Origin of the sequence: Streptomyces sp. NPDC007164 (genome assembly GCF_040634135.1) — a bacterium.
In the GTDB taxonomy this organism is placed as follows: domain Bacteria; phylum Actinomycetota; class Actinomycetes; order Streptomycetales; family Streptomycetaceae; genus Streptomyces; species Streptomyces sanglieri.
The window spans coordinates 490,258-509,703 of the sequence record NZ_JBEYFB010000001.1; the positions used below are offsets into that span (position 1 = coordinate 490,258).

Below are 19,446 nucleotides of genomic sequence, written 5' to 3' on the forward strand. Positions count from 1 at the left end.
CGTGTTGCCGCCGTCCCCTGCCACGATAGGCGCCGCGTACGACAACGCCGGACGGGCTTGACTTCTCAAGCCCGTCCGGCGGCGGTCGCTGCTGTGCGTCAGTGCGCTACCTCACAAAGACTCCCGCCTGGCTCGCCAGGTCCAGGAAGTACTGCGGGGCCAGCCCCAGCACCAGCGTGACCGCGACACCCACCGCGATCGTCGTCATCGTCAGCGGCGACGGGACGGCGACCGTGGGGCCGTCCGCCTTCGGCTCGCTGAAGAACATCAGCACGATGACCCGGATGTAGAAGAACGCGGCGATCGCCGAGGAGATCACACCGACCACGACCAGTCCGCCCGCGCCGCCGTCCGCCGCCGCCTTGAACACGGCGAACTTTCCGGAGAACCCGGAGGTGAGCGGGATACCGGCGAAGGCCAGCAGGAACACCGCGAAGACCGCGGCGACCAGCGGCGAGCGCCGGCCGAGTCCGGCCCACTTCGACAGATGCGTCGCCTCGCCGCCCGCGTCGCGCACCAGGGTGACGACGGCGAACGCGCCGACCGTCACGAAGGAGTACGCGCCCAGGTAGAAGAGGACCGACGAGATGCCGTCCGGGGTCGTGGCGATCACACCGGCGAGGATGAATCCGGCGTGGGCGATCGAGGAGTAGGCCAGCAGCCGCTTGATGTCGGTCTGGGTGATGGCGACGATCGCACCGCCCAGCATCGTGACGATCGCGACGGCCCACATGACCGGACGCCAGTCCCAGGCGAGGCCCGGCAGCACCACGTACAGCAGACGCAGCAGCGCGCCGAACGCGGCGACCTTGGTGGCCGCGGCCATGAAGCCGGTGACCGGGGTCGGGGCGCCCTGGTAGACGTCCGGGGTCCACATGTGGAACGGGACGGCGCCGACCTTGAAGAGCAGCCCGGTCAGGATCATCGCGCCGCCGATCAGGAGCAGCGCGTCGTTGCCCATGGTGTCGGCGAGCGCGGGATCGATCTTCGTGACGGCGCCGTCGACCACGTCGGCGATGGCCGCGTACGAGACGGAGCCCGCGTACCCGTAGAGCAGGGCGATCCCGAAGAGCAGGAACGCCGAGGAGAAGGCACCGAGCAGGAAGTACTTCACCGCGGCCTCCTGCGACATCAGCCGCTTGCGGCGGGCGACGGCGCACAGGAGGTAGAGCGGGAGGGAGAAGACCTCCAGGGCCACGAAGAGCGTCAGCAGATCGTTGGCCGCGGGGAAGACCAGCATGCCGGCCACCGAGAAGAGGACCAGCGGAAAGACCTCGGTGGTGGTGAAGCCGGCCTTGACCGCGGCCTTCTCGCTGTCGCTGCCGGGGACCGAGGCGGCCTGGGCGGCGAAGGAGTCGACATGCTTGCCGTGCGCGGCGGGGTCGAGCCGACGTTCGGCGAAAGTGAAGACAGCGACCAGTGAGGTCAGCAGGATGGTGCCCTGCAGGAAGAGCGTCGGCCCGTCGATCGCGATGGCGCCCATCGCGGCGATGTGCGCCTTCGTCGTGCCGTATCCGCCGGCCGCCAGTCCGACGACTGCGGCGAACGCGGCGGCCAGGGCGACGACCGTGAGGAAGACCTGCGTGTAATAACGGGCCCGGCGCGGCACGAAGGCCTCGACGAGTACGCCCACGACGGCGACACCGATCACAATGAGGACCGGGGCCAGCTGGGTGTACTCGATGACCGGTGCCTTGAACTTCTCGACCGGGGCGGCCGATGTCACCCCGCCCGCCATTGTCCACAGGCTGTGGACAGCTGTTGCGCTCACTTGGCGGCCTCCACCTCAGGCTGGGGGTCCTTCTTCTGGACGTCCGACATGGTGTGCTGCACCGCCGGGTTGACGATCTCCGTCAGCGGCTTCGGATAGACCCCCAGGAAGAGCAGCAGCGCGATCAGCGGGAGGACCACCACCAGCTCCCGGACCTTGAGGTCCGCCATGCCCTGGACCTCGGCCTTCACCGGGCCGGTCATCGTCCGCTGGTAGAGGACGAGGACGTAGAGCGCGGCGAGCACGATGCCGGTCGTGGCGACGATGCCCGCCGCCGGGTACGCGCTGAACGCGCCGACCAGGACCAGGAACTCACTGACGAACGGGGCGAGTCCGGGCAGCGACAGGGTGGCCAGACCGCCGATCAGGAAGGTGCCGGCCAGGATCGGCGCCACCTTCTGCACCCCGCCGTAGTCGGCGATGAGCCGCGAACCGCGCCGGGTGATCAGGAAGCCCGCCACCAGCATCAGCGCGGCGGTCGAGATCCCGTGGTTGACCATGTAGAGCGTGGCGCCGGACTGGCCCTGGCTGGTCATCGCGAAGATGCCCAGGATGATGAAGCCGAAGTGCGAGATCGACGCGTAGGCGATCAGGCGCTTGATGTCGCGCTGGCCGACGGCGAGCAGCGCCCCGTACACGATGCTGATCAGCGCCAGGACGATGATCACCGGCGTCGCCCACTTGCTGGCCTCCGGGAAGAGCTGGAGGCAGAAGCGGAGCATCGCGAACGTGCCGACCTTGTCGACGACCGCGGTGATCAGGACGGCGACCGGGGAGGTCGCCTCGCCCATCGCGTTGGGCAGCCAGGTGTGCAGCGGCCACAGCGGGGCCTTCACCGCGAAGGCGAAGAAGAACCCGAGGAATAGCCAGCGCTCGGTGCCGGTCGCCATGGAGAGCGAGCCGTTGGCGCGGGCCTCGGCGATCTCGGAGAGCGAGAACGTCCCCGCGACCACATAGAGCCCGATCACTGCGGCCAGCATGATGAGCCCGCCGACCAGGTTGTAGAGCAGGAACTTCACCGCGGCGTAGGAGCGTTGCGCCGCCGCGTTCTCGTCGCTGCCGGCGTGCGCCCGGTCCCCGAAGCCGCCGATGAGGAAGTACATCGGGATGAGCATGGCTTCGAAGAGGATGTAGAAGAGGAAGACGTCGGTGGCCTCGAAGGAGAGGATCACCATCGCCTCGACCATCAGGATCAGGGCGAAGAAGCCCTGGGTCGGGCGCCAGCGCGAGGACTTCGTCTCCAGGGGGTCGGCGTCGTGCCAGCCGGCCAGGATGACGAAGGGGATCAGCAGGGCGGTGAGCGCCATGAGCGCCACCCCGATGCCGTCCACGCCCAGTTCGTACCGGACGCCGAAGTCCTTGATCCAGGCGTGCGATTCGGTGAGCTGGTAGCGGTCGCCGCCGGGCTCGAAGCGGGCGAGCGCGATGCCCGCCAGGACGAGGGTGGCGAGCGAGAAGACCAGCGCCAGCCATTTGGCGGTGGTGCGCCGGGCGGCCGGGACGGCGGCGGTGGCGACCGCGCCGATCGCCGGGAGCGCCGCCGTCGCTGTCAGGAGGGGAAAGGACATGGTGATCAGACCGCCCTCATCAGCAGGGTCGCGGCGATGACAATCGCTGTACCGCCGAACATCGAGACCGCGTAGGAGCGGGCGTAGCCGTTCTGCAGCTTGCGCAGCCGGCCGGAGAGTCCGCCCATCGAGGCCGCCGTGCCGTTGACGACGCCGTCGACCAGGGTGTGGTCGACGTACACCAGGGAGCGGGTGAGGTGCTCGCCGCCGCGGACCAGGACCACGTGGTTGAAGTCGTCCTGGAGGAGATCGCGGCGGGCGGCCCGGGTGAGCAGCGAGCCGCGCGGGGCGACGACGGGCACGGGCTTGCGTCCGTACATCGCCCAGGCGATGGCGACGCCGATGACGAGCACCACCATGGTGGCGGCGGTGACGGTCGTGGCGCTGACCGGGGCGTGTCCGTGGCTGTGGCCGGTGACCGGCTCCAGCCAGTTGAGGAAGCGGTCACCGATGGAGAAGAAGCCTCCGGCGAAGACCGAACCGAACGCCAGGATGATCATGGGGATGGTCATCGACTTCGGGGACTCGTGCGGATGCGGCTCGTGGCCCGACCCCGCGGCGGAGCCGCTATCAGACGCTGTGGGCTGCCAGCGCTTCTCGCCGAAGAACGTCAGCAGCATCACCCGCGTCATGTAGAACGCGGTGATCGCGGCGCCCAGCAGGGCCACCGAGCCGAGGATCCAGCCCTCGGTGCCGCCCTTGGCGAAGGCCGCCTCGATGATCTTGTCCTTGGAGAAGAAGCCGGACAGACCGGGGAAGCCGATGATCGCCAGGTAGCCGAGGCCGAAGGTGATGAAGGTGACCGGCATGTACTTCCGCAGGCCGCCGAACTTCCGCATGTCGACCTCGTCGTTCATGCCGTGCATGACCGAACCGGCGCCGAGGAAGAGCCCGGCCTTGAAGAAGCCGTGCGTCACCAGGTGCATGATCGCGAAGACATAGCCGATCGGGCCGAGCCCGGCGGCCAGGATCATGTAGCCGATCTGCGACATCGTCGACCCGGCGAGGGCCTTCTTGATGTCGTCCTTCGCGCAACCGACGATCGCACCGAAGAGCAGTGTGACCGCTCCGACGATCACGACGACCAGTTGCGCGTCCGGCGCGGCGTTGAAGATCGCGCCGGACCTGACGATGAGGTAGACGCCCGCGGTCACCATGGTCGCGGCGTGGATGAGGGCCGAGACCGGGGTCGGGCCCTCCATCGCGTCACCGAGCCAGGACTGCAGCGGCACCTGGGCCGACTTGCCGCAGGCCGCGAGCAGCAGCATCAGGCCGATCGCCGTCAGCTTGCCCTCGCTCGTCTCCCCCGTCGCTTCGAGGACCGGGCCGAAGGCGAAGGTGCCGAAGGTGGTGAACATCAGCATGATCGCGATCGACAGGCCCATGTCGCCGACGCGGTTGACCAGGAACGCCTTCTTGGCGGCGGTGGCCGCGCTGGGCTTGTGCTGCCAGAAGCCGATGAGCAGGTACGACGCCAGACCGACGCCCTCCCACCCGACGTACAGCAGCAGGTAGTTGTCGGCGATGACCAGGATCAGCATCGCCGCGAGGAACAGGTTCAGATAGCCGAAGAAACGGCGCCGGCGCTCGTCGTGCTCCATGTAGCCGATCGAGTAGATGTGGATCAGGGTGCCCACACCGGTGATCAGCAGCACGAACGTCATCGACAACTGGTCCAGTTGGAAGGCCACATCGGCCTGGAAGCCCTCGACCGGGATCCAGCTGAACAGCTTCTGGTGCAGCGCCCGGTCCTCCGCGCCCTTCCCCAGCATGTCGAGGAAGAGCACGACACCGATGACGAACGACGCGGCGGCGAGCAGGGTGCCGACCCAGTGTCCGGCGCGGTCCAGCCGTCGGCCGCCGCAGAGCAGGACCGCCGCTCCGAGCAGGGGCGCCGCGACGAGCAGCGCGATCAGGTTCTCCACGATTCAACGTCCCCTTACAGCTTCATCAGGCTGGCGTCGTCGACCGAGGCCGAGTGGCGGGAACGGAACACCGACACGATGATCGCGAGCCCGACCACGACCTCCGCCGCGGCGACGACCATCGTGAAGAAGGCGATGATCTGGCCGTCGAGATTGCCGTGCATCCGGGAGAAGGTCACGAACGCGAGGTTGCAGGCGTTGAGCATCAGCTCCACGCACATGAACACCACGATCGCGTTCCGCCGGATCAGCACCCCGGCCGCGCCGATGGTGAACAGCAGGGCTGCGAGATAGAGGTAGTTGACCGGATTCACTTGGCGACCTCCTCTTCTTCGTTGTCACGGCCGAGCCGTTCCCCGGAGCGCTGCTCCAGCGCCTTGAGCTGGTCCAGCGACTCGTTCGAGACATCGCGGATCTGACCGCGGTTGCGCAGCGTCTGCATGACGGTGAGCTCGGAAGGCGTGCCGTCCGGGAGCAGACCCGGGATGTCCACGGCGTTGTGCCGGGCGTAGACACCGGGCGCGGGCAGCGGCGGGAGCTGCTTGCCGCGTACGCGCTCCTCGGACATCTCCCGCTGGTTCTTGGCCCGTTCGGTGCGCTCCCGGTGGGTGAGCACCATCGCGCCGACCGTCGCCGTGATCAGCAGGGCGCCGGTGATCTCGAAGGCGAAGACGTACTTGGTGAAGATGAGGCTGGCCAGCCCCTCCACGTTTCCGCCGTGCTCGGTGTTGGCGGTGCCGAGCCCGTTGAAGCTGGTGAGCGAGGCGTTGCCGATGCCGGCGATCAACAGGACGCCGAAGCCGAGCCCGCAGCCCGCGGCCAGCCAGCGCTGGCCCTTCAGGGTCTCCTTCAGCGAGTCGGCCGCGGTGACACCGACGAGCATGACCACGAAGAGGAACAGCATCATGATCGCGCCGGTGTAGACGACGATCTGGACGATGCCCAGGAAATAGGCGCCGTTGGCGAGGTAGAACACCGCCAGGACGATCATGGTCCCGGCGAGGCTCAGCGCGCTGTGCACGGCCTTCTTCATCAGTACGGTGGACAGCGCGCCGATCACGGCGACGATGCCGAGCACCCAGAACTGGACGGCCTCGCCGGTCGAGGTCTGGAAGGCCGCGGCGGCCAGGCCGGTCATGCGCCCACCTCCTGCGCCGAGCCGTTGTTCTCGCTGTGCCCGTCGGCCGGCTTCTCACCCTTGGAGACGGCGATCTGGGGCTCCGTACCGGGCGCCGCCTCGGTGACGAGGCCCCGGTAGTAGTCCTGTTCGTCCATCCCGGGGAAGATCGCGTGCGGGGTGTCGACCATGCCCTCCTCCAGGCCCGCGAGCAGCTCGTCCTTGGTGTAGATGAGGCTCTCGCGAGTGGTGTTGGCGAGCTCGAACTCATTGGTCATCGTCAGCGCCCGGGTCGGGCAGGCCTCGATGCACAGTCCGCAGAGAATGCAGCGCGCGTAGTTGATCTGGTAGACGCGGCCGTAGCGCTCACCCGGGGAGTAGCGCTCCTCCTCGGTGTTGTCCGCGCCCTCGACGTAGATCGCGTCCGCCGGGCAGGCCCAGGCGCACAGCTCGCAGCCGACGCACTTCTCCAGACCGTCCGGGTGACGGTTGAGCTGGTGCCGGCCGTGGAAGCGCGGCGCCGTCACCTTCGGCGTTTCCGGATACTGCTCGGTCAGCCGCTTCTTGAACATGGCCTTGAAGGTCACGCCGAAGCCGGCGACGGGGTTCTGGAACTTCTCCTCCGAGGACCCCGAGGACCCCGAGGCTCCCGAAGTCCCCGAGGACTCTGGTGACTCAGACACCGTCGGCCTCCTTTCCGTCACTCGAATTTCCGTCACTCTGAGTATCCGACCCGCCACTGACAACGAGCTCCCGCTCGCCCCGCGGCCTGCGGCGCGGCACCGGCGGCAGGGTCTGTCCGGGCAGCGGCGGCACCGGGAATCCGCCCGCCATCGGGTCGAACGCCGGCTCCGGTCCGGCCTCCGCCTCGACGGCCCGGCCCTTCTTGTCGCGGAAGATGTCGACGACGAAGGAGATCAGCAGGATCGCGATCACGGCCCCGGCCACGTACAGCACGATCTTCGAGAAGTCGTAGCCCTCGTTGCGCAGCGCCCGCACCGTCGCGACCAGCATCAGCCAGACCACGGAGACCGGGATCAGGACCTTCCAGCCGAGCTTCATCAGCTGGTCGTAACGGACCCGGGGCAGCGTGCCGCGCAGCCAGATGAAGAAGAACAGCAGCAGCTGGACCTTGACGACGAACCAGAGCATCGGCCACCAGCCGTGGTTCGCGCCCTCCCAGAAGGTGCTGATCGGCCACGGGGCCCGCCAGCCGCCCAGGAACAGGGTCGTGGCGACCGCGGAGACGGTGACCATGTTGACGTACTCGGCGAGCATGAACATCGCGAACTTGATCGAGGAGTACTCGGTGTTGAAGCCGCCGACCAGGTCGCCCTCGGACTCCGGCATGTCGAACGGGGCGCGGTTGGTCTCGCCGACCATCGTGACGATGTAGATGATGAACGAGACCGGCAGCAGCAGGATGAACCAGCGGTCCTGCTGCGCCTCCACGATCTTCGATGTCGACATCGACCCGGAGTAGAGGAAGACCGAGGCGAACGCGGCGCCCATGGCGATCTCGTAGCTGATCATCTGCGCGCAGGAGCGCAGACCGCCCAGGAGCGGGTACGTCGATCCGGACGACCAGCCGGCCAGCACGATGCCGTAGATCCCGACCGAGGCGACCGCGAGGATGTAGAGCATCGCGATCGGCAGGTCGGTGAGCTGCATCGTGGTGCGGTGGCCGAAGATCGAGACCTCGTTGCCGGACGGGCCGAACGGGATCACGGCGATCGCCATGAAGGCCGGGATGGCCGCGACGATCGGCGCGAGCACGTACACGACCTTGTCGGCCCGCTTGACGACCAGGTCCTCCTTCAGCATCAGCTTGATGCCGTCGGCGAGCGACTGGAGCATGCCCCAGGGACCGTGCCGGTTGGGTCCGATGCGCAGCTGCATCCAGGCGACGACCTTGCGCTCCCACACGATGGAGAAGAGCACGGTCACCATCAGGAACGCGAAACAGAACACCGCCTTGATGACGACGAGCCACCACGGGTCGGTGCCGAACATCGACAGATCCTCGGCGGCGAGTACGGCACTGTGCGGTGCCGCGGCCAGTTGAGCGAAGGCAGTCACGCCCCCACCTCCGGTGTGACGTCGGGAGTACCCGGTGCGGCGGGGCCGATCCGGACCAGACCGCCGGGCCGGGCACCGGTGTCGGCCGGCACTCCCCGCCCGGCGGAGTTCAGCGGCACCCAGACCACCCGGTCCGGCATGTCCGTGACCTTCAGCGGGAATGCGGCGCTGCCCGCCGGGCCGGTGACGGCCAGCAGATCGCCGTCCTTCACACCCGTCTCGGCGGCGGTCGCGGCGGACAGCCGGGCGACCGCGGCGTGCCGGGTGCCGGCCAGCGCCTCGTCGCCCTCCTGGAGCCGGCCCAGGTCGAGCAGCATCCGGTGGCCCGCGAGGACCGCCTCGCCGTCGCCGGGCCTGGGCAGCGGCCGGGCCGGCTCGTTCGGGTCGGTGGCGTGCGTACCGCTCCAGCCGCCGAGCCGGTCCAGCTCACGCCGTACGGACTTCAGGTCCGGCAGCGCGAAGTGGACGTCCATGGTGTCGGCCAGCATGTGCAGCACCCGGGCGTCGCCCGGCGCGAGCGCGCGCGTCATCTGCTCGGGCTTCAGCGCGGCCTCGAACATCCGCGCCCGGCCCTCCCAGTTGAGGAAGGTGCCGGACTTCTCGGCCACCGCGGCGACCGGGAACACCACGTCGGCGCGCTCGGTGACCTCGTTGGGCCGCTGCTCCAGGGAGACCAGGAAGCCGACCTGGTCCAGGGCCTCCAGGGCCCGTGCCGGGTCCGGCAGGTCCACGGTCTGGACCCCGGCGACGACCAGCGCGGCCAGTTCGCCGGTGGCCGCGGCCTCGACCATCTGGTCGGTGTCGCGGCCGAAGCGGGACGGGAGTTCGGCGACGCCCCAGACAGCCGCCACCTCGTCCCTGGCCCGCGGGTCGGTCGCCGGACGGCCGCCGGGCAGCAGCGACGGGAGCGCGCCCGCCTCCACCGCGCCGCGCTCGCCGGCCCGGCGCGGGATCCACACCAGCGCGGCCCCGGTCGCGGTGGCCGTGCGTACCGCGGCGGTGAGCCCGCCCGGCACCGCGGCCAGCCGCTCACCGACCACGATCACGGCGCCCTCGCTCCGCAGCGCCTCGGCCGCCGCGGCGCCGTCGCCGTCGAGGCCGACACCGCCCGCGATCGCGTCCAGCCACTCGGTCTCGGTGCCGGGGGCAGCGGGCAGCAGCGTGCCGCCCGCCTTGTCGAGACCGCGGGTGGCGTGCGAGGCGACGGCGAACGTGCGCTGCCCGTGCTTGCGGTTGGCCTTGCGCAGCCGCAGGAAGACGCCGGGCGCCTCCTCCTCCGACTCGAACCCGACCAGCAGCACCGTCGGGGCCTTCTCCAGCGAGGTGTACGTGACTCCCGTGCCGTCCAGGTCCCGGCCGCGCCCGGCCACGCGGGCGGCCAGGAAGTCGGCCTCCTCGCTGCTGTGGACCCGGGCCCGGAAGTCGATGTCGTTGGTGTCCAGGGCGATCCGGGCGAACTTGCTGTACGCGTAGGCGTCCTCGACGGTCAGCCGGCCGCCGGTGAGCACCCCGGTCCGGCCGCGCGCGGCGGACAGACCCGCGGCCGCGGCGGCCAGCGCCTCGGGCCAGCCCGCGGGCTCCAGGACGCCGTCCGCGTTGCGTACCAGAGGAGTGGTGAGCCGGTCCCGCTGCTGCGCGTAACGGAAGCCGAAGCGGCCCTTGTCGCAGACCCACTCCTCGTTGACCTCGGGGTCGTCGGCGGCGAGCCGCCGCATGACCTTGCCGCGCCGGTGGTCGGTGCGGGTCGCGCAGCCGCCCGCGCAGTGCTCGCACACCGACGGCGACGAGACCAGGTCGAAGGGGCGGGAGCGGAATCGGTACGCCGCCGAGGTCAGCGCCCCGACCGGGCAGATCTGGATGGTGTTCCCGGAGAAGTACGACTCGAACGGGTCGCCCTCGCCGGTACCGACCTGCTGGAGCGCGCCGCGCTCGATCAGCTCGATCATCGGGTCGCCCGCCACCTGGTTGGAGAACCGGGTGCAGCGCGCGCAGAGCACGCAGCGCTCACGGTCCAGCAGCACCTGGGTGGAGATCGCGACGGGCTTCTCGTAGGTCCGCTTCTTGCCGTCGAAACGGGAGTCCGCGTCGCCGTGCGACATCGCCTGGTTCTGCAGCGGGCACTCGCCGCCCTTGTCGCAGACCGGGCAGTCCAGCGGGTGGTTGATGAGCAGCAGCTCCATCACACCCTTCTGGGCCTTCTCGGCGACCGGCGAGGTGAGCTGCGACCTGACGACCATGCCGTCGGTGCAGGTGATGGTGCAGGACGCCATCGGCTTGCGCTGGCCCTCGACCTCGACGATGCACTGGCGGCAGGCGCCGGCCGGGTCGAGGAGCGGGTGGTCGCAGAAGCGCGGGATCTCGATGCCGAGGAGTTCGGCGGCCCGGATGACCAGGGTGCCCTTGGGCACGCTGATCTCGATGCCGTCGATGGTCAGCGTGACCAGGTCCTCGGGCGGGATGGCCGCCTCGCCGCCCCCGGAGGGCGCACTCGTGGTGACTGTCATGCGTTCACCCCCTGGTGAGCGTTCTTGTCGTCGGCCCAGACGGTCGACCTGGCGGGATCGAAGGGGCAGCCCTTGCCCGTGATGTGCTGCTCGTACTCCTCGCGGAAGTACTTCAGCGAGGAGAAGATCGGCGAGGCGGCGCCGTCGCCGAGGGCGCAGAAGGACTTGCCGTTGATGTTGTCGGCGATGTCGTTCAGCTTGTCGAGGTCGGACATCTGTCCCTTGCCCGCCTCGATGTCGCGGAGCAACTGGACGAGCCAGTAGGTGCCTTCACGGCAGGGCGTGCACTTGCCGCAGGACTCGTGGGCGTAGAACTCGGTCCAGCGGGTGACGGCCCGCACCACGCAGGTGGTCTCGTCGAAGCACTGGAGCGCCTTGGTGCCGAGCATGGATCCGGCGGCGCCGACGCCCTCGTAGTCGAGCGGTACGTCGAGGTGCTCGTCGGTGAACATCGGGGTCGACGAGCCGCCCGGGGTCCAGAACTTCAGCCGGTGGCCGGGGCGCATGCCGCCGCTCATGTCGAGCAGCTGGCGCAGGGTGATGCCGAGCGGCGCCTCGTACTGGCCGGGGCCGGCGACGTGCCCGCTGAGCGAATACAGCGTGAAGCCCGGGGACTTCTCGCTGCCCATCGACTTGAACCAGTCCTTGCCCCGGTTCAGGATCGCGGGAACCGAGGCGATGGACTCGACGTTGTTCACCACAGTGGGGCAGGCGTACAGACCGGCGACCGCGGGGAAGGGAGGTCGCAGCCGGGGCTGGCCACGCCGTCCTTCGAGAGAGTCGAGCAGCGCGGTTTCCTCACCACAGATGTACGCGCCGGCACCGGCGTGCACCGTGAGTTCCAGATCGAGCCCCGAGCCCAGGATGTTCGTCCCCAGATAGCCCGCCTCGTACGCCTCTCGTACGGCCTCGTGCAGACGTCGCAGCACGGGGACGACCTCACCGCGCAAGTAGATGAACGCGTGCGACGAACGGATCGCGTAACAGGCGATCACGATGCCCTCGATGAGGCTGTGCGGGTTGGCGAACAGGAGCGGGATGTCCTTGCAGGTGCCCGGTTCCGATTCGTCGGCGTTGACAACCAGATAGTGCGGTTTGCCGTCGCCCTGCGGGATGAACTGCCACTTCATCCCGGTGGGGAAGCCCGCGCCGCCGCGGCCGCGCAGGCCGGAGTCCTTGACGTAGGCGATGAGGTCGTCCGGAGCCATGGCGAGGGCCTTGCGCAGGCCCTCGTATCCGTCGTGGCGGCGGTAGGTGTCCAGGGTCCAGGATTCCGGCTCGTCCCAGAAGGCGGAGAGGACGGGGGCGAGCAGCTTCTCGGGGCTGCCCCCGTTCCCGTTGCCGCTTCCGTTGTCGTTGATCTCGGTCGCCAACGTCATCACTCCCCCTCCTCGGCTGTCGGGCCGGCCGGGTGGTCCGGGTCGGAGGCCGAGGTCTGCTGCGGTGCGTCGTGCGAGCTGAGGTGCTCGGACGGCGACGGGTCGTGGGGCTGGGAGCCGCCAGGGCGCTCGCCGCGCGGGGCGACGACGCGCGGGTGCGGCTCCTCGCCCTTGGCGAGGCGGAGGCCGATCAGCGAGGCGGGGCCCGCGCCGCCGGACGCCTCGACGGCGCCGGGGCGCTCGTCGGGGAAGCCGGCCAGGATCCGGGCGGTCTCCTTGTACGAGCAGATCGGGGCGCCGCGGGTGGGTTCGACGGTGCGCCCGGCGATCAGGTCGTCGACCATGCGGGTCGCGCTCTCGGGCGTCTGGTTGTCGAAGAACTCCCAGTTGACCATCACCACGGGGGCGAAGTCGCAGGCCGCGTTGCACTCGATGTGTTCGAGGGTGATCTTGCCGTCCTCGGTCGTCTCGTCGTTGCCGACGCCGAGGTGCTCCTTGAGCCGGTCGAAGATCGCGTCGCCGCCCATCACCGCGCACAGCGTGTTGGTGCAGACGCCGACCTGGTATTCACCGCTCGGCCTGCGCCGGTACATCGTGTAGAAGGTGGCGACCGCGGTGACCTCGGCGGTGGTGAGGCCGAGCAGCTCGGCGCAGAACGCCATGCCGGTACGGGATACGTAGCCCTCCTCGGACTGCACCAGGTGCAGCAGGGGAAGCAGGGCGGAGCGGCTGCCGGGGTAGCGGGCGATCACCTCCTTCGCGTCCGCTTCGAGCCTGGCGCGCACCTCGGCCGGGTAGGCGGGGGCGGGGAGCTGCGGCATCCCCAGACTGACTTCCTGACGTGCTTCGGTCACCGGTCGACGCCTCCCATCACGGGGTCGATGGACGCGACGGCGACGATGACGTCGGCGACCTGGCCGCCCTCGCACATCGCCGCCATGGCCTGGAGGTTGGTGAAGGACGGGTCGCGGAAGTGGACCCGGTAGGGGCGGGTGCCGCCGTCCGAGACGACGTGCACGCCGAGTTCGCCCTTGGGCGACTCGACCGCGGTGTACACCTGCCCGGCCGGGACCCGGAAGCCCTCGGTCACCAGCTTGAAGTGGTGGATCAGGGCCTCCATGGAGGTGCCCATGATCTTCTTGATGTGGTCGAGCGAGTTGCCGAGTCCGTCCGGGCCGAGCGCGAGCTGGGCCGGCCAGGCGATCTTCTTGTCGGCGACCATCACGGGACCGGGGGCGAGCCGGTCGATGCACTGCTCGACGATCCGCAGCGACTGGCGCATCTCTTCCAGGCGGACGAGGAAGCGGCCGTAGGCGTCGCAGCTGTCGGCGGTGGGGACGTCGAACTCGTAGTTCTCGTACCCGCAGTAGGGATCGGTCTTGCGCAGGTCGTGCGGGAGTCCGGCGGAGCGCAGCATCGGGCCGGTGACACCGAGTGCCATGCAGCCGGTCAGGTCGAGATAGCCGACGTCCTGCATGCGGGCCTTGAAGATGGGGTTGCCGGTGGCGAGCTTGTCGTACTCCGGCAGGTTCTTCTTCATGGTCTTCACGAACTCGCGGAGCTGGTCGATCGCGCCGGGCGGCAGGTCCTGGGCGAGTCCGCCGGGGCGGATGAACGCGTGGTTCATGCGCAGGCCGGTGATCAGCTCGAAGAGGTCGAGAACGAGTTCACGATCGCGGAAGCCGTAGATCATGATCGTGGTGGCGCCGAGCTCCATGCCGCCGGTGGCGATGCACACCAGGTGCGAGGAGATCCGGTTGAGCTCCATCAGGAGCACGCGCAGGACGCTGGCCCGGTCGGGGATCTGGTCCTCGATGCCGAGGAGCTTCTCGACGCCCAGGCAGTACGCCGCCTCGTTGAAGAAGGGCGTCAGGTAGTCCATGCGCGTGACGAAGGTGGTGCCCTGCGTCCAGTTCCGGAATTCGAGGTTCTTCTCGATGCCGGTGTGGAGGTAGCCGATGCCGCAGCGGGCCTCGGTGACGGTCTCGCCGTCGATCTCCAGGATCAGCCGCAGAACACCGTGCGTGGACGGGTGCTGGGGGCCCATATTGACAATGATGCGCTCGTCGTCGGACTTGACGGCGGACTCGACGACCTCGTCCCAGTCGCCGCCGGTGACTGTATATACAGTCCCCTCGGTCGTGGCCCGGGGCGTTGCGTGGGGAGTAGACATCAGGAGTACGACCTCCGCTGGTCCGGAGCCGGGATCTGGGCGCCCTTGTACTCGACGGCGATGCCGCCGAGCGGGTAGTCCTTGCGCTGCGGGAAGCCCTGCCAGTCGTCCGGCATCATGATCCGGGTGAGAGCGGGGTGCCCGTCGAAGACGAGCCCGAAGAAGTCGTAGGCCTCGCGCTCGTGCCAGTCGTTGGTCGGGTAGACCTCGACGAGGGACGGGATGTGCGGATCGCTGTCCGGGGCCGACACCTCCAGCCGGATGAGCCGGCCGTGCGTGATCGAGCGCAGGTGGTAGACGGCGTGCAGCTCGCGGCCCTTGTCGCCGAGGAAGTGGACGCCGCTCACCCCCGTGCAGAGCTCGAAGCGCAGCGCCGGGTCGTCGCGCAGGGTGCGGGCGACCCGGACGAGGTGTTCGCGGGCGATGTGGAAGGTGAGCTCGCCGCGGTCGACGACGGTCTTCTCGATGGCGTTCCCGGGAAGCAGGTCCTGCTCCTCCAGGGCCCCTTCGAGCTCGTCGGCGACTTCGTCGAACCAGCCGCCGTACGGGCGGGAGGTGGCGCCCGGCAGGGTCACGGTGCGGACGAGGCCGCCGTAGCCGGAGGTGTCACCGCCGTTGTCGGCGCCGAACATGCCCTTGCGTACGCCGATGGCCTCGCCGGTGTCCGCGCGCGGCGCGGGCACACCGTTGTTGTCGCTCTGTTCGTCGTGGTTGTCGTTCCCGCTCATCGCAGCAGCCCCTTCATCTCGATCAGGGGCAGTGCCTTGAGTGCCGCGTCCTCCGCCTCGCGGGCGGCCTCCTCCGCGTTGACCCCGAGCTTGGAGCCCTGGATCTTCTGGTGGAGCTTGAGGATCGCGTCCATCAGCATCTCGGGCCGCGGCGGGCAGCCCGGCAAATAGATATCAACCGGGACAATGTGATCAACACCCTGAACAATGGCGTAATTGTTGAACATCCCGCCCGATGATGCGCAAACCCCCATGGAGATCACCCACTTGGGGTTGGGCATCTGGTCGTAGACCTGACGCAGGACGGGAGCCATCTTCTGGCTGACCCGTCCTGCGACGATCATCAGATCCGCCTGTCGCGGCGATCCGCGGAAGACCTCCATGCCGAAACGGGCCAGGTCGTAGCGCCCGGCCCCGGTCGTCATCATCTCGATGGCGCAACAGGCGAGGCCGAAGGTGGCGGGGAAGACGGAGGACTTCCGCACCCAGCCGGCGGCCTGCTCGACAGTGGTCAGCACGAAGCCGCTGGGCAGCTTCTCTTCGAGTCCCATGGTGTGCCCCTCAGCCCCTCAGTCCCATTCCAGGCCGCCGCGACGCCACACATACGCGTAGGCGACGAAGACGGTGAGCACGAAGAGCAGCATCTCCACGAGCCCGAAGATCCCCAGGGCGTCGAAGGTGACCGCCCAGGGATAGAGGAAGACGATCTCGATGTCGAAGACGATGAAGAGCATCGCCGTCAGGTAGTACTTGATGGGGAAGCGGCCGCCTCCGGCCGGCGTGGGTGTGGGTTCGATACCGCACTCGTACGCTTCGAGCTTTGCCCGGTTGTAGCGCTTGGGGCCGATAAGCGTGGCCATGACCACGGAGAAGATCGCAAACCCTGCCCCGAGGGCGCCGAGCACGAGGATGGGCGCGTAGGCATTCACGCTCCTCGCTCCTTCCAGTCGTCCTTGACCGTTGGACCGCATCGGGCGACCGGCTCACCGCCTCACCAAGATCGTGCACATGTGAGGCAGTTCACAAGCCCGACTGCCCCGCATCCTATGCCCGCCATCCTGTGATCTGCGACACGGGGTACGACAACGCCTTTGTGATCTCCACCACCTGACGAAGGATCATGAAGTCGGATGAGCGGTGATCTTCACACGCGAAGCGGCCGAGTGATCACGAGACGTGACATCTGATGCTGTTACCGCTGGTCAAACGGCTGCCGCCCTATCAAGAGATGGCCGTGCCAAGCAAATTGGCGATGGACAATCCGGGGTGATAGAGGAATCCACTCGATCTTGATCCCTCCGGGCCGGCCCCCTGCGGATTCCACCCCTCCCCCGACGGACCCGCGCCCTCCCGGCCGCTCGAACCTCACCCGGGAGAGGGAGCCGAGGGGCGCAAAGTGGACGCACATGACCATTTCTGGTCTTCGTTACGAACGAGACATCTCCCTTCACCCGGCGCCACTTTGAGCGCGTGGCGCATATCCGCCCCTCACCCCGCAGCCACGCTGTGACCTGCGTCACTCCGTCAAGGTCCCGACAAAAGCGGGCTTGGCCATCGGTGTGAACGGATGGTAAGTGGCGGGCAATTCGGGCGTATTGCCGAAAGCCCGTGATCACAGCCATGATCAGGTGTGCCCGCTTTGCCCGTTACGGCGTCAATAAGGGCCCACGGAAAGCGGATTCACAGATTCCGTACGTAACTGTGTCGCAACACACGTTTCTTGATGGGAGCCCCAAGGCCCTGATAGCGCTAGTACTCATGTCCCACACCGCTCACATACCCAGCCACCGGAAGCCCCGCCGAAACGCCTCGAAGACGGCGCTGCGGGCCGGAGTTGCCGGTGGCGTCCTCAGCACCATCGCGGTCGCAGGCGCTGCCGGTCCGGCCCAGGCCGAGCCGGTGACCCAGACCATCGAGATGCCCACCATCACCTCCGGGCTCTCCACCGCCGTCGCCGCGTCCGCCCAGGCCACGCAGCAGGTCGCCCAGGACCTGCAGACGCAGGCCCAGGAGGACGCCGCAGCCGCCACCGCGGCCAAGACCGCCAAGAAGGCCAAGGCCGAGGCGGTCCGCAAGGCAGAGGCCAAGAAGAAGGCCGAGGCGGCCGCCAAGGCCAAGGCGGAGGCCGCCGAGCGCGCCTCCCGCTCCACCGCCCGCACGACGCTCAGCGCGACCTCCGGCTCCAACACCGGTACCGCCGCGTCCACGTCGTCCTCTTCCTCCTCGTCCTCCTCGTCGAACGCGACCGGCTCCGCCGCCGCTGTCATCGCCTTCGCGCAGGCCCAGGTCGGCGACGCGTACGTGCCGGGCGGCACCGGCCCCAACTCGTGGGACTGCTCCGGCCTCGTCCAGGCCGCGTTCCGCTCGGTCAACATCGACCTGCCGCGCGTCTCGCAGTCCCAGTCCACCGCCGGCACCCAGGTCTCGCTGAGCAACCTCCAGCCGGGCGACATCCTGTACTGGGGCGGCGCGGGCAGCGCGTACCACGTCGGGATCTACGTGGGCAACGGCCAGTTCGTCGGCGCGCAGAACTCCAGCACCGGTGTGGTGCAGCGTCCGCTGTCCTACGACCCGCCGTCGGGCGCGGTCCGCGTTCTCTGATTCGGCGCGACCTTCTGGGTTCACGGATTCACAAGCGCCTGCGCGGTGCGCGGTGAAGGGCCGTCACTCCCCCGCTCGGGAGCGACGGCCCTCACCGTTTCCGCCCTCCGGCGAGAAGTGCCCGGCCACCAGCGCCCAGCTTCCAACACCCGGCCACCAGCGCCCGGCCTCCAGCGCCTGGCCTCCAGCGAAAAACCGACGTCGACCCCGGCCGACGCCGTTGACGTCGCGAACCTGCCGGACACCGTCCACCGCCGCTTGTGAACTGGGGCGAACAGCCCCCGCGTCACCGAGCACAGGACGGCACCCGCCATGCCCCCCACCGCGGCCACCACCCCCTCCGAAAACACCGCCCCCTCCGAACAGACCGCCACCCCGGCCCGCACCCCTTTACGCGGCCGGCTCGCCGTCCTCTCCGTCATGCTGGGCATCTTCGCGATCGTCACCACCGAGATCCTGCCCATCGGCCTGCTCACGTCGATCGGGTCCGACTTCGCCGTCTCGGACGGCACGGCGGGCCTGATGATGACCGTGCCCGGACTCCTCGCCGCCGTCTCCGCGCCCTTGGTCACGGTGGCGACGGCGCGCGTCGACCGGCGCCTGATGCTCGGTGCCTTCATGCTCCTGCTGGCCCTGGCCGACTTCCTCGTCGCCGCCGCGACCGACTACCGCCTCGTCCTGGTCTCCCGGGTGCTGGTCGGGATCACCATCGGCGGCTTCTGGTCCATCGGGGCCGGACTGGCGGGCCGGCTGGTCCGCCCGGCGTCGGCCGGCCGCGCGACAGCGGTGATCTTCTCGGCCGTCCCGCTGGGCTCCGTACTCGGTGTCCCCGCCGGTACGTTCGTCGGCGGCCTGGCCGGCTGGCGGACGGCCTTCGTGGTCCTGGGGGCGCTCGGCGTGGGCGTACTGGCCCTGATGCTCCTGGTAGTTCCGCCCTTGCCGCCGGTACGGGTCACCCGTGCGAGCCTGCTGCGCGCCGTGCTCGCCCGCCCCGGCACCCGGTTCGCCCTGCTCCTCACCTTTCTCATGGTTCTGTCCCACTTCGCGACGTACACCTATGTCACCCCCTTCCTGGAACGGGTCACGCACGCCGGTCCGGCGCTGATCACGGTGTTCCTGTTGATCTACGGCGCCGCCGGGATCGTCGGCAACTTCGTCGGCGGCGCACTCGTGACGCGCCGCCCGCGCCTCGCGGTCTCCCTCGCCGCGGGCCTGATCGCCACCGCGACCGCGCTGCTCCCGGTCCTGGGCAGGTGGGAGGCCGGAGCCGTCGCGCTGCTGATCGTCTGGGGTGTCGCCTACGGTGCGGTGCCGGTCTGCTCGCAGGCCTGGTACGCCGGGGCCGCCCCCGACGCCCCCGAAGCGGCGTCCGTCCTGTTCACCGCGTCCTTCCAGGCGACCTTCGCCCTCGGCGCCCTGGCGGGCGGAGCCGTCCTCGACCGCGTGTCCGTGTCGGCGGTCATGGTGCTCGGCGGCGCGGTCGCGGCTCTCGCGGTTGTCACGGTGGCCGTAGCGGGACCACGCTCCGAGAGCCTCGGTGTCCGGGAGTGGCGATGAACGCACCGTCCTCAAGCGGAGGCCGTGCGCCGTACGTGGTAGGG

At 69.0% G+C, this 19,446-nt stretch carries 16 protein-coding genes; 2 read left to right on the forward strand and 14 right to left on the reverse strand.

Features of this window, described 5'->3' with window-relative positions; translation table 11 throughout:
* Window positions 1–106 precede the first annotated feature (106 nt).
* From nuoN to ABZ622_RS02240, 14 genes are read right to left on the reverse strand one after another with little or no spacing between them, the layout of a single operon-like run.
* Entirely contained in the window at window positions 107–1,771 is a 1,665-nt protein-coding gene (gene nuoN / locus ABZ622_RS02175) for an NADH-quinone oxidoreductase subunit NuoN (RefSeq protein WP_360539430.1), read from the reverse strand.
* On the reverse strand, window positions 1,768–3,339 hold the full coding sequence (locus tag ABZ622_RS02180; RefSeq protein ID WP_360539432.1) for an NADH-quinone oxidoreductase subunit M: 1,572 nt from the start codon (window positions 3,337–3,339) through the stop codon (window positions 1,768–1,770). The genes nuoN and ABZ622_RS02180 overlap by 4 nt, the downstream gene beginning before the upstream one ends.
* Window positions 3,340–3,344: 5 nt before the next feature.
* A complete protein-coding gene (gene nuoL / locus ABZ622_RS02185; protein WP_360539434.1) occupies window positions 3,345–5,264 on the reverse strand; it encodes an NADH-quinone oxidoreductase subunit L in 1,920 nt (639 codons plus the stop codon).
* A 14-nt stretch (window positions 5,265–5,278) separates the two neighbouring features.
* The gene (gene nuoK, locus ABZ622_RS02190; RefSeq protein WP_093543641.1) at window positions 5,279–5,578 is read right to left on the reverse strand and encodes an NADH-quinone oxidoreductase subunit NuoK; all 300 of its coding nucleotides are present in this window, start codon (window positions 5,576–5,578) and stop codon (window positions 5,279–5,281) included.
* On the reverse strand, window positions 5,575–6,402 hold the full coding sequence (locus tag ABZ622_RS02195) for an NADH-quinone oxidoreductase subunit J (RefSeq protein WP_360539436.1): 828 nt from the start codon (window positions 6,400–6,402) through the stop codon (window positions 5,575–5,577). Before ABZ622_RS02195 ends, nuoK begins: the two co-directional genes overlap by 4 nt.
* On the reverse strand, window positions 6,399–7,064 hold the full coding sequence (nuoI, locus tag ABZ622_RS02200; RefSeq protein ID WP_360539438.1) for an NADH-quinone oxidoreductase subunit NuoI: 666 nt from the start codon (window positions 7,062–7,064) through the stop codon (window positions 6,399–6,401). Before nuoI ends, ABZ622_RS02195 begins: the two co-directional genes overlap by 4 nt.
* The gene (gene nuoH / locus ABZ622_RS02205) at window positions 7,057–8,460 is read right to left on the reverse strand and encodes an NADH-quinone oxidoreductase subunit NuoH (protein WP_360539440.1); all 1,404 of its coding nucleotides are present in this window, start codon (window positions 8,458–8,460) and stop codon (window positions 7,057–7,059) included. The genes nuoI and nuoH overlap by 8 nt, the downstream gene beginning before the upstream one ends.
* Window positions 8,457–10,964, reverse strand: a complete 2,508-nt coding sequence (locus ABZ622_RS02210) for an NADH-quinone oxidoreductase subunit G (RefSeq protein ID WP_360539442.1) — start codon at window positions 10,962–10,964, stop codon at window positions 8,457–8,459. The genes nuoH and ABZ622_RS02210 overlap by 4 nt, the downstream gene beginning before the upstream one ends.
* A complete protein-coding gene (gene nuoF / locus ABZ622_RS02215; protein WP_350983100.1) occupies window positions 10,961–12,343 on the reverse strand; it encodes an NADH-quinone oxidoreductase subunit NuoF in 1,383 nt (460 codons plus the stop codon). Before nuoF ends, ABZ622_RS02210 begins: the two co-directional genes overlap by 4 nt.
* On the reverse strand, window positions 12,343–13,164 hold the full coding sequence (gene nuoE, locus ABZ622_RS02220; RefSeq protein WP_360540238.1) for an NADH-quinone oxidoreductase subunit NuoE: 822 nt from the start codon (window positions 13,162–13,164) through the stop codon (window positions 12,343–12,345). Before nuoE ends, nuoF begins: the two co-directional genes overlap by 1 nt.
* Window positions 13,165–13,193: 29 nt before the next feature.
* Window positions 13,194–14,516: an NADH-quinone oxidoreductase subunit D gene (locus ABZ622_RS02225; protein WP_360539444.1), complete on the reverse strand. Its 1,323-nt coding sequence runs from the start codon at window positions 14,514–14,516 to the stop codon at window positions 13,194–13,196.
* Window positions 14,516–15,244, reverse strand: coding sequence for an NADH-quinone oxidoreductase subunit C (locus tag ABZ622_RS02230; RefSeq protein WP_360539446.1), 729 nt, complete (start codon window positions 15,242–15,244; stop codon window positions 14,516–14,518). The genes ABZ622_RS02225 and ABZ622_RS02230 overlap by 1 nt, the downstream gene beginning before the upstream one ends.
* Window positions 15,241–15,795 carry an NADH-quinone oxidoreductase subunit B gene (locus ABZ622_RS02235; protein WP_030926341.1) on the reverse strand — a complete coding sequence of 185 codons (555 nt, stop codon included), beginning with the start codon at window positions 15,793–15,795 and terminating at the stop codon, window positions 15,241–15,243. Before ABZ622_RS02235 ends, ABZ622_RS02230 begins: the two co-directional genes overlap by 4 nt.
* Window positions 15,796–15,813: 18 nt before the next feature.
* Entirely contained in the window at window positions 15,814–16,173 is a 360-nt protein-coding gene (locus ABZ622_RS02240; protein ID WP_003992243.1) for an NADH-quinone oxidoreductase subunit A, read from the reverse strand.
* A gap of 829 nt (window positions 16,174–17,002) precedes the next feature.
* Here ABZ622_RS02240 and ABZ622_RS02245 point away from each other — a divergent pair.
* Together ABZ622_RS02245 and ABZ622_RS02250 are read left to right on the forward strand one after the other, a co-directional pair.
* A complete protein-coding gene (locus ABZ622_RS02245) occupies window positions 17,003–17,845 on the forward strand; it encodes a C40 family peptidase (protein ID WP_360539448.1) in 843 nt (280 codons plus the stop codon).
* A gap of 420 nt (window positions 17,846–18,265) precedes the next feature.
* Window positions 18,266–19,402 (forward strand): MFS transporter, encoded by a 1,137-nt coding sequence (locus ABZ622_RS02250; RefSeq protein ID WP_360540240.1) that lies wholly within the window; start codon window positions 18,266–18,268, stop codon window positions 19,400–19,402.
* The last annotated feature ends 44 nt before the right edge of the window (window positions 19,403–19,446 follow it).

Coding starts and splice junctions, on each gene's coding strand:
- ABZ622_RS02180 (WP_360539432.1), bottom strand. CDS start 3,339: ATGTCCTTTCCCCTCCTGACAGCGACGGCGGCGCTCCCGGCGATCGGC.
- ABZ622_RS02195 (WP_360539436.1), bottom strand. CDS start 6,402: ATGACCGGCCTGGCCGCCGCGGCCTTCCAGACCTCGACCGGCGAGGCC.
- ABZ622_RS02210 (WP_360539442.1), bottom strand. CDS start 10,964: ATGACAGTCACCACGAGTGCGCCCTCCGGGGGCGGCGAGGCGGCCATC.
- nuoF (WP_350983100.1), bottom strand. CDS start 12,343: ATGACGTTGGCGACCGAGATCAACGACAACGGAAGCGGCAACGGGAAC.
- nuoE (WP_360540238.1), bottom strand. CDS start 13,164: ATGCCGCAGCTCCCCGCCCCCGCCTACCCGGCCGAGGTGCGCGCCAGG.
- ABZ622_RS02225 (WP_360539444.1), bottom strand. CDS start 14,516: ATGTCTACTCCCCACGCAACGCCCCGGGCCACGACCGAGGGGACTGTA.
- ABZ622_RS02230 (WP_360539446.1), bottom strand. CDS start 15,244: ATGAGCGGGAACGACAACCACGACGAACAGAGCGACAACAACGGTGTG.
- ABZ622_RS02235 (WP_030926341.1), bottom strand. CDS start 15,795: ATGGGACTCGAAGAGAAGCTGCCCAGCGGCTTCGTGCTGACCACTGTC.
- ABZ622_RS02245 (WP_360539448.1), top strand. CDS start 17,003: ATGTCCCACACCGCTCACATACCCAGCCACCGGAAGCCCCGCCGAAAC.
- ABZ622_RS02250 (WP_360540240.1), top strand. CDS start 18,266: ATGCTGGGCATCTTCGCGATCGTCACCACCGAGATCCTGCCCATCGGC.